Annotated in this window: 10 protein-coding genes; 8 read left to right on the forward strand and 2 right to left on the reverse strand. The window is 56.6% G+C overall.

Annotation, left to right across the window (positions count from 1 at the left end; all coding sequences use genetic code 11):
- Positions 1 to 48: 48 nt before the first annotated feature.
- The gene (locus VNZ60_RS13970; protein ID WP_325660093.1) at positions 49 to 273 is read right to left on the reverse strand and encodes a VF530 family protein; all 225 of its coding nucleotides are present in this window, start codon (positions 271 to 273) and stop codon (positions 49 to 51) included.
- A gap of 130 nt (positions 274 to 403) precedes the next feature.
- Between VNZ60_RS13970 and VNZ60_RS13975 the strand changes: the two genes are divergently transcribed.
- Positions 404 to 766: a hypothetical protein gene (locus VNZ60_RS13975; RefSeq protein ID WP_325660095.1), complete on the forward strand. Its 363-nt coding sequence runs from the start codon at positions 404 to 406 to the stop codon at positions 764 to 766.
- 51 nt (positions 767 to 817) lie between these two features.
- Here the strand turns inward: VNZ60_RS13975 and VNZ60_RS13980 are convergent, their stop codons facing one another.
- Positions 818 to 2,119, reverse strand: a complete 1,302-nt coding sequence (locus VNZ60_RS13980; protein ID WP_325660097.1) for an SGNH/GDSL hydrolase family protein — start codon at positions 2,117 to 2,119, stop codon at positions 818 to 820.
- Positions 2,120 to 2,601: 482 nt separating this feature from the next.
- On the opposite strand from VNZ60_RS13980, the gene VNZ60_RS13985 reads away from it, so the two are divergent.
- The 7 genes from VNZ60_RS13985 (at position 2,602) to VNZ60_RS14015 (ending at position 8,656) form a co-directional block, all read left to right on the forward strand.
- The gene (locus VNZ60_RS13985; protein WP_325660099.1) at positions 2,602 to 3,258 is read left to right on the forward strand and encodes a response regulator transcription factor; all 657 of its coding nucleotides are present in this window, start codon (positions 2,602 to 2,604) and stop codon (positions 3,256 to 3,258) included.
- A complete protein-coding gene (locus VNZ60_RS13990) occupies positions 3,255 to 4,568 on the forward strand; it encodes a sensor histidine kinase (RefSeq protein ID WP_325660100.1) in 1,314 nt (437 codons plus the stop codon). Before VNZ60_RS13985 ends, VNZ60_RS13990 begins: the two co-directional genes overlap by 4 nt.
- 88 nt (positions 4,569 to 4,656) lie before the next feature.
- Entirely contained in the window at positions 4,657 to 6,156 is a 1,500-nt protein-coding gene (locus tag VNZ60_RS13995; protein ID WP_325660102.1) for a DegQ family serine endoprotease, read from the forward strand.
- Between the two features lie 52 nt (positions 6,157 to 6,208).
- Positions 6,209 to 6,514: a hypothetical protein gene (locus tag VNZ60_RS14000; protein WP_325660103.1), complete on the forward strand. Its 306-nt coding sequence runs from the start codon at positions 6,209 to 6,211 to the stop codon at positions 6,512 to 6,514.
- Between the two features lie 670 nt (positions 6,515 to 7,184).
- Positions 7,185 to 7,628: a YciI family protein gene (locus VNZ60_RS14005; RefSeq protein WP_325660104.1), complete on the forward strand. Its 444-nt coding sequence runs from the start codon at positions 7,185 to 7,187 to the stop codon at positions 7,626 to 7,628.
- A 25-nt stretch (positions 7,629 to 7,653) separates the two neighbouring features.
- The gene (locus VNZ60_RS14010) at positions 7,654 to 8,196 is read left to right on the forward strand and encodes an SRPBCC family protein (RefSeq protein WP_325660106.1); all 543 of its coding nucleotides are present in this window, start codon (positions 7,654 to 7,656) and stop codon (positions 8,194 to 8,196) included.
- Between the two features lie 49 nt (positions 8,197 to 8,245).
- Complete coding sequence (locus VNZ60_RS14015; protein ID WP_325660108.1) at positions 8,246 to 8,656, forward strand: VOC family protein; 411 nt, start codon at positions 8,246 to 8,248, stop codon at positions 8,654 to 8,656.
- Positions 8,657 to 9,015: the final 359 nt, after the last annotated feature.

Here is a 9,015-nt window from a genome sequence, read left to right on the forward strand (position 1 = left end):
TTTACGCTTTAAGCACCGGCACAAAACTTTACATCATTTTCAAAAAACTCATTTCATCGCGCGCCGCATACCCACATACAAGGCTTCCACCTTCTCGCGCGCCCACTCGGTCTTGCGCAAAAATGTCAGGCTGGATTTGATGCTGGGATCGCTCTTGAAACAACGGATATCGATGCGCTGCCCCAATCCATCCCAGCCGTAGTGCGCTACCAGTTCCGTCAGCATCGCCTCCAGCGTGACGCCGTGCAAATGATGATGTGTGTTTTGTGTCATGCGTTTCTCAGGTCAATTCTCGATCAAGGTTCAAGCCGACATTTTACGGTGCGCCGCTCATCTCCACACAGTATTAAAGTTTTTGGAAATTCTGTCGTTATCTGAATGACAGCTACTCTGAAAGAAAATCATGATTTCGAAAATCGGCCCGGCTCATGGTTCAGGCCAGTCCGCCGCCAGCATTGCTTCGCAAATCGCGGCGTTGCAAAAGCAACTTGCCGGACTGCAAAAACAACTGGTTACAGCGCTCAAGGAAATGCCGGCGCAAGACGAACTCAAATTAGCCGACATGCGGGTAAAGATGCTGCAGCAGCAGATCACATCGATAGAAAGCGAAATCGGCCGCCTGAGCCAAATGGCGGCGGCTCCTGAGGCGCATGACAGCTTGCAAGGCATGCAAGAGTCTTCGCAAAAATCCTTGCAAAATCAGCGCGAGCAGCGGCAGAAACATCCGGCCTCGTCTGCCGGCGCCAGCGTAGATCTGTATATCTGATGCAAATCCCGCCCGGCGTCGCATTGCCGGGCAAGGACTGATCGCTAGGAACTAAGGATTCAGGTTGCTGTTATAAAAAGCGGTTACTGCATCGGCCAGCAATTTGTGAGTGTGGGTAGTCGGATGCAAGGTATCCCAGAACACATAACTATCCGGATTGCTGCACTGTGAGCGCGCGCTCTGCGTGCTCAGGTAGTTGATGCTGGAATCGGTATTGATGTTCAGGCAGGACTGGGTGGTGTTGCTGACCTGGTATTTGGCCGGATTGCTCAGCAAATCGTTGAACAACGCATAGCTGTCGAACAGCTGGATATGCAAGCTGGCGCCGTATTGCGCCTGCAAAGAACTGACCAGCGCAGCCAGCCGCGTATTCAAATCGAGCACCTGTGCCGCCACCGTCGGACCAGTGGTCTTGATCGTGAACACAGGCGCCTTGGAAACGTCGGGCAGTTTGAGCAACAGGATATTCCTGGCGCCGGCCTGGATCAGATTCTGCAACGCCTGGGTTTCGCCGCTGATCACCTGGTCGACCGTGCTGTTGTAATTGACCAGATCATTGCCGCCGATGAGCAAGGTAAACAAGGTGTTTTGCGGCTGGTAATTCTGCGCCTTTTGCATGTATTGGGTAAACGACTGCACTTGCTGGATCACGCCAGGAATCACCAGATTCTGGGTACTCACGCCAGCGCCGCCAATGGCCCAGTTATACAACGGAAGCTGCAGATTGTCGGCCAGGTACTCGACCCAGTTCTTGCCATTGCTAAAACGCCCCAGGAACCAACTGTTGGAATTGGGCAGCTTCCATTGCGAAGCGTTGTAGACGTTTTGGGTGTCGGACAAGCTGTCGCCAAACGCCACTATCTTGTTGATGCCGTTTTGGACCACGCTGTCGGTAGTCCACACGGTGTAGTTGAACGACAGCGCATTGTCGGCAGCCGCCACCATCGCCACCGGCTGGCTGACGCCATTGGCGGTCAGGGTACTTTGGCATACCGATTGCAGCGTGCTTTGCGCGACATCGCTGTAAAACATGTTTTCCCAATTGAGCAGGCCGCCCGCCCACCAGTAGCCGTTGATGCGGTAATAATCGCCGCTGGATGGATCCAGCCCCCAGACGTAAGTGGTGGCCGGCTTGGTCGGATCGCTGCCGGTGCGGTACCAGCAACGCAGATAGGTGTAAGTGCTGGTGCTGGTGCTGGCGGCTGCGGTCGCTGCCATGCTGCGCGCAACCGGCTTTTGCGCCGGCTGCTTCTTTTCCTGTTTCAGCAGCTGCTCTTTGGAGAGCGGGCCGGACGACGATAAATGATGGGTATAAGCCGGGTCCGGTTTTACATCAGGGGAAACTTCTGCCATAGCTAAATTCGAACACAAAGCACAAAGTACAAACAGAGTTTTCATTGCTGGTTTCCTTGTTGTGTTGGATCACGAGAGAGGTCCGGCGCACGTCGCTTGACTGCCGCCGGCTATGGGCGAATGGTGCTTGCCATCGATGCAAACAACGCAAGCGATAACAAAACACCATCATTTACATACCCGCGACAATATTGACACAAGGAAACTATATCAATATGACAAAACTCGCTTTAAGACCTTTTCCTCTAATTCCTCTAATTCCAGGTTACCCACAGAAATTGTGGACAGTCCTGTTGATAACTGCCAAGACTTCAGGCTATGTCACTGATATGTATAGGTTTTTTATTACTGCACAGTGTTGTTGCTTGAGCCGCCGGCAAGGTTTAAGAATCGTTTAATTCAATCCGGCTAAACTGTCACGATTTCCGCTGCGTTGTTGCTACGTTATTGCTGCGTTATTGCCTTCTTAAGGAGCTGGTCCCATGCGTTTGTTGTTGGTGGAAGACGATCTGATGGTGGGCGAAGCCGTGCGCAAGGGATTGCGCCAGGACGGTTTTGCCATTGATTGGGTACAGGACGGCGCCGCGGCGCTGAGCGCGCTGGCGCAGGAAGATTACCAATTGCTGCTGCTCGATCTCGGTTTGCCGAAAAAGAATGGCCTGGAAGTATTGAAATCGCTGCGCGCCGGCGGCAACCGGATCCCGGTGCTGATCCTGACCGCGCGCGACGCCGTAGCGGACCGGGTGGCCGGCCTCGATGGCGGCGCCGACGATTACCTGGTCAAGCCGTTCGACCTGGAAGAACTGGCGGCGCGCATCCGCGCTCTGCTGCGGCGCCAGTCGGGACGGGCCGAACCGCTGATCGAACTGGGCCAGCTGACGCTTAATCCGGCCACTCATGAAGTCTTGCTGGAAGGCCGCCAGATCAATCTGTCGGCGCGTGAATTCGCCCTGCTGCGCGCCTTCCTGGATCGCCCCGGCGTGGTGCTGTCGCGCGCCCAGCTGGAAGAAAAAATGTACGGCTGGGACGACAGCATCGAAAGCAATGCGGTAGAAGTCTACATCCACGCCTTGCGTAAAAAACTCGGCAGCGATTTCATCAAGAATGTGCGCGGCATCGGTTATATGGTGGCCAAATGACGGCAAGGCCATCGATACGCAGGAGTTTGCTGTTATGGCTGGCGGTCGGTTTGAGCGGCGCCATCCTGGTGGCCGGCATCGCCCTGTATTTCCAGGCCCGCGGCGAAGCCAACGAATTGTTTGATTATCAAATGCGGCAAATCGTTGCCTCCCTGCCGCGCCAGGCGTTTTCGCCGATGATTGAAAACGGCGATAGCGGGCCCGAACTGGATGACCAGATCATGATCCAGATCTGGGACAACACCGGCGTCGTCATCTATCACTCGCATGGACAAGCCAGCTTGCCGCCGCAGGCTGAACTCGGCTTTACCAACGTCCGCCAGAGCACTGGCTTGTGGCGCGTCTACAGTGCGCAAATCGGCAATACCGTGGTGCAGATCGCCCAGCCGCAAAGTGCACGCAATCAGATCGCCGCGCAAATGGCTGTCAAGACCGTCACTCCCTTGCTGCTGCTGTTTCCGCTGCTTGGCTTATTGATCTGGGTTGCGGTGGGCCGCGGACTGGCGCCGATCAGGCGCGCCGCAGCGGAAGTGCAGTCGCGTGACATGCATGCGCTGTCGCCGATTCCGGACGCCACGCTGCCGCGCGAGATCCAGCCCTTGACGCAAGCATTGAACGACTTGCTGGCGCGCCTGGGCCAAGCCATCGATGCGCAACGCGCCTTCGTCGCCGACGCAGCGCACGAACTGCGCACGCCGCTGACCGCCTTGCGCCTGCAAGTTCAACTCGCCGAACGCGCTGCCAGCGATGGCGAACGGCAAGCCGCTTTCGGCGATCTGAAACAAGGACTGGAACGTGCTACCCATCTGCTGCAGCAACTGCTGACATTGGCGCGCCAGGAACCCGGCGCCTTTGAACAAGCCCACGTCGAACTCGACTTGCGCGCACTGCTGCACAGCGTGATCGGCGACTTCGTCCTGACTGCCCACGCGCGCCAGATCGATCTGGGTATCAGCACGGAGACGGCCGCCAGCGTGACCGGCAACGCCGACGCCTTGCGCATCTTGTTTAACAACCTGATCGACAATGCCTTGCGTCACAGCCCACCAGGCAGCCGCATCGATGTCTCAATTGCAGCCGACGCCGCCGGCGTCGCGGTCGCCGTGGAAGATAGCGGCCCCGGCATCCCCGAGGCCGATTTGCAGCGCGTATTCGATCGTTTCTATCGCGCCGCCGACAGTCAGTCGCAGGCGCACGGCAGTGGCCTGGGACTGGCGATCGTCAAGCAGATCGCCGATGCTCATCGGGCCAGCGTCAACTTGCAAAATACCGGGCACGGGCTGCGCGCCAGCGTGCACTTTGCCGTTTGACGATAGTTTTTTTCTCAGGCGTTTTTTAAGTTTGCTTTAATTTTTCGTGTTTATGCTGTGTGCTAGTTAATCTGCAAAGGAGCACAGCATGCAACCTCAAACCCGTCAAACCTTTACCCGCAGCGCCATTGCCGTCGCCGTTCTGGTGGTGGCCGGCGGCGCCTACTTGCATTCCAAGAACAGCGACATCGGCATCGAAAACGCCAATGCGGCGATTACGGCGCAGAACGCAGCTCCGGCCCCGGTTAGCAATGCGGCGCCCGCAGTCGCGGTGGCCACCGATTTTTCCGGCATCGTCGAACGCTCCGGTCCCGCAGTGGTGAACATCAGCGTCACCGGTAAAGCCAAGCAAAGCGCAGTGTCTGATCAGGACGACGGCTCCGGCGAACTCGATCCTAACGACCCGTTCTCACAGTTTTTCAAACGCTTCGGCCCGCAACTGCAAATCCCCAGCCATCCGCAAATCATGCGTGGCGAAGGCTCAGGTTTCATCATCAGCGCCGACGGCCTGATCCTGACCAACGCCCACGTCGTCGACGGTGCTCAGGAAGTCACGGTAAAACTGACCGACCGCCGCGAATTCAAGGCCAAGGTGCTGGGCTCCGACAAACAGAGCGACATCGCCGTGATACGGATAGACGCCAAAAACCTGCCAACGGTGCAGATCGGCAATCCGGCGCTGACCAAGGTCGGCGAACCGGTGCTGGCGATCGGCTCGCCATACGGTTTTGAAAATACCGCTACTGCCGGCATCGTCAGCGCCAAATCGCGCTCGCTTCCGGACGATACTTATGTCCCGTTCATCCAGACCGACGTCGCCGTCAATCCCGGCAATTCGGGCGGCCCGCTGTTCAATATCAAGGGCGAAGTAATCGGCATCAATTCACAGATCTACAGCCAGACCGGCGGCTACCAGGGCTTGTCTTTTGCCATCCCTATCGATGTCGCCACCAAGGTTGAGCAGCAACTGGTCAAGCACGGCAAGGTCACCCGCAGCCATCTCGGCGTCAGCGTGCAAGAGGTGAACCAGGCATTGGCGGAATCGTTCGGCTTGAAGTCTGCCGCCGGCGCACTGGTCAGCTCGGTCGACAAAGGCAGCCCGGCCGACAAGGGCGGTCTGCAAACCGGCGATGTGATCCTGCGCTTCAACGGCCAGCCCATCAATCACTCGTCTGACCTGCCAAGCCTGGTGGCCGACATCGCCCCCGGCACCAACAGCACGATTGAAGTGATGCGCGATGGCCAGGCCAAGACGCTGACGGTCAAGCTGACGGAAGCGGAAGTGCTGAAAACCGCCGGCAAAGACAATGGCGCCGGTTCGCAAGGACGACTCGGGCTGGCCTTGCGCCAGCTGACGCCGGACGAACAGCAGCAGGTCGGCATCCGCGGCGGGCTGGTGGTGGAAGATGCGACCGGTCCGTCGGCGCTGGCCGGCATCCAGCGCGGCGATGTGATCCTGTCGCTCAACGGCAAGCCGGTCAACAGCGTCGAGCAGTTGCGCCAGTTGGTGAGCAAAGCCGGCAAGAACGTGGCGCTGCTGGTGCAACGCGACAAAGAGAAAATCTTCGTGCCGCTGACCCTGGGTTGAATCCAGGCCAAAGCGCGGGGCCAAGGCGTCACTATCGCAGGATGGGAAAACGATGATCAAGCTGTTGAAAAACAACAATCTGTCGCGACACATCCTGCCCTCTTCCGCCACCATGATCGGTGTCTGCATTACCGCGTTGTCGATTATCAAGCTCGCAAGATTCAGCGGACTGGCGCTCTGGCTGAGCCACTTGCTGGCGCTGAACAGCCTGGTGTTCCTGACCAGCGGCGTGCTGTCCTACGCGGCCATGCGCTCGAACCAGAGCACACGCCTGGAACAGTACGCCGACATCGCCTTCATCATTGGCCTGATCCTGCTGAGCCTGGCCACCGTCTTCATGGCGGTGGTGATTGATTAAACCTAGGTTCGGCAGTTGACCGCTCGCTTATGTCTAAATAGCCTGAAGTGCGCAGACTTTCTTTGATTCGGTCAGATTCACCTAACATGTGAGAGCGCTACAGGCGCGACTGCACATTTTTCCGCCCCGCTGGCGTCGTTGCTCCTCCTAGCGGAATGCAGTCCGCGTCGTCGTCACGCCTAGCCAGAGGGGCGGAAAAAAGCACACTCGCACCTGTCCAACTACCGAATCTAGGTTGCCATCCCTGATTGAATTCTCGTTCTAATAAAAGTTACCCACAGAAACTGTGGATAGTCCTGTTGATAACTTCAATGCGCTTTAGCTATGTGCTTGATCTATATGGGTTTTTCATCTCTGCTCATTGTTGCGCGAACAGCGGCGCGGAAATGACACCGGATGTGCCTGCCTCGGCAACACGCCGCACCGCAAAAGGCGGCGATTGAGCGAGTGTTCGATTTGTTATTTGCGGCGAGCTTGCCTAAGCTGTTTACGCCCCGCCCGATGGCGGAATTGCGATTCTTGCAAGCAAAGTACGGCCATCAAATATAATTCCAAAAAGAATTCTGCAGCTTGTCGATCTCACGGTTTTCCGTTCGACTAGTTAGCAGATCCCGGATTTAAAAGGCCGCAGCCGGCGTCCGGCAGATTCAAACCAAACGGAGATATCAGAATGCGATTCATGATCATACGCAAGGCAGACAAGAACACCGAGGCGGGTGTTTTACCCAGCACAGAGCTGATCGCCGCCATGTTGAAATACAACCAAGAACTGGTACAAGCCGGCGTCATGCTGGACGGTGAAGGCCTGCAACCCAGCGCCAAAGGTGCGCGCATCAAATTCTCGGCAGGCAAACCGACTGTGTTCGACGGCCCCTTCGCCGAGACCAAGGAATTGATGGCCGGCTTCACCATGATTCAGGTGAAATCGCGAGAGGAAGCCATCGAATGGGTCAAACGCTGGCCGGCCCTGGATGGCGACGGCGCGGTCGAACTGGAACTGCGCCAGGTGTTCGAGCTGGAAGATTTCGGCTGCGAATTCACGCCTGAGCTGAGATCAATCTCAGAAAACCTGCAGCAGCAAGGCGCCGCTAAATCAGCTAGTGCGAAACCCTGATCACGACGGCGCCCCGAGGAAATCCATGGTCAAAACCATCGTCATCACTATCGTCGTTGCGATCGCCGCCATCCTTGGCTACGCCGCAACCCGCCCCGACACCTTCCGCGTCCAGCGCAGCGTCATTATCAAGGCGCCGCCGGAAAAGATTTTCGCCCTCATCAACGATTTTCACCAATGGGGCAGCTGGTCGCCCTACGAAAAGCTGGACCCGGCGATGAAGCGAAGCTTCAGCGGCGCCGCCAGCGGCAAGGGCGCGATGTATGCATGGGAAAGCGAGGGCAAAGCCGGCGCCGGCAGCATGGAGATCAGCGACACCTCGCCACCGTCCAAGGTCGCGCCGTCCAAGGTCGTTATCAAGCTGGATTTCAGCAAACCCTTTGAAGGCCACAACATCGCCGAATTTAACGTAGACACCCAGGGCGACAGCAGCAACGTCACCTGGGCTATGTATGGGCCATCGCCTTATGTCGCCAAGGTAATGGGCGTGTTTTTCAATATGGACAACATGATCGGCAAGGATTTTGAAGCCGGTCTTGCCAACCTGAAAAACGCAGCAGAAAAATAAGCGACGAATGTCATTCCTCGAATCTCACTAACTCATACAGGAGCACGCCATGCAATTGAATCCCTACCTTAATTTCGACGGTCAATGCGACGCCGCATTCAAGCTTTACCAGCAAGTCCTGGGCGGGAAAATCGCTTTTAGATTAACCAACGCCGAAACGCCGATGGCAGAACAAACGCCACCCGACCGCCAAGACAAGATCGCCCACATCCGCCTGGAAGTAGACGGCATGGTATTGATGGGCTCCGACTGCCCGCCGGGGTATTTTGAAAAAATGCAAGGCATGGTGGTATCGCTGAATGTCGACAAGATTGCAGAAGGCAAACGTATTTTTGATGCATTGGCAAAAAACGGCACAATCAAGATGCCCTACGAAAAAACCTTCTGGGCCGCCAGTTTCGGCATGCTGGAAGATCAGTTCGGCACGCCGTGGATGATCAACTGCGAAAAAGATAGCTGACAGCCGATAGCAACGCGATTTTGAGGTTGCAGTTGCGGTTGCGGTTGCGGTTGCGGTTGCGGTTGCGGTTGCTTTTGACGTGCCCCGCATTGGGACGTTGCCAAATGTAGCGGCTGTCAGTCGGGAATTGTGGGGAGACATGTCTGAGCGCAGCGAGTTGGTCTCCCCACCCGACTGGCAGCCGCTACATTTGGGGACCTGACCGAAGGGAAGGCAATGGCTTTGCGGTCGCCTTCTTTTTGGTTACTTTTTCTTGGCGAAGTGTATAGACCGGAGACATAGGTAACAGGTGTGCCGGGACATGGGTAACACTTTTGGTTCATTCGAATGAAGACCAAAGGATTGACAACCATGCCCTG

The organism is Collimonas sp. (assembly GCF_035566375.1).
Lineage (GTDB): Bacteria > Pseudomonadota > Gammaproteobacteria > Burkholderiales > Burkholderiaceae_D > Collimonas.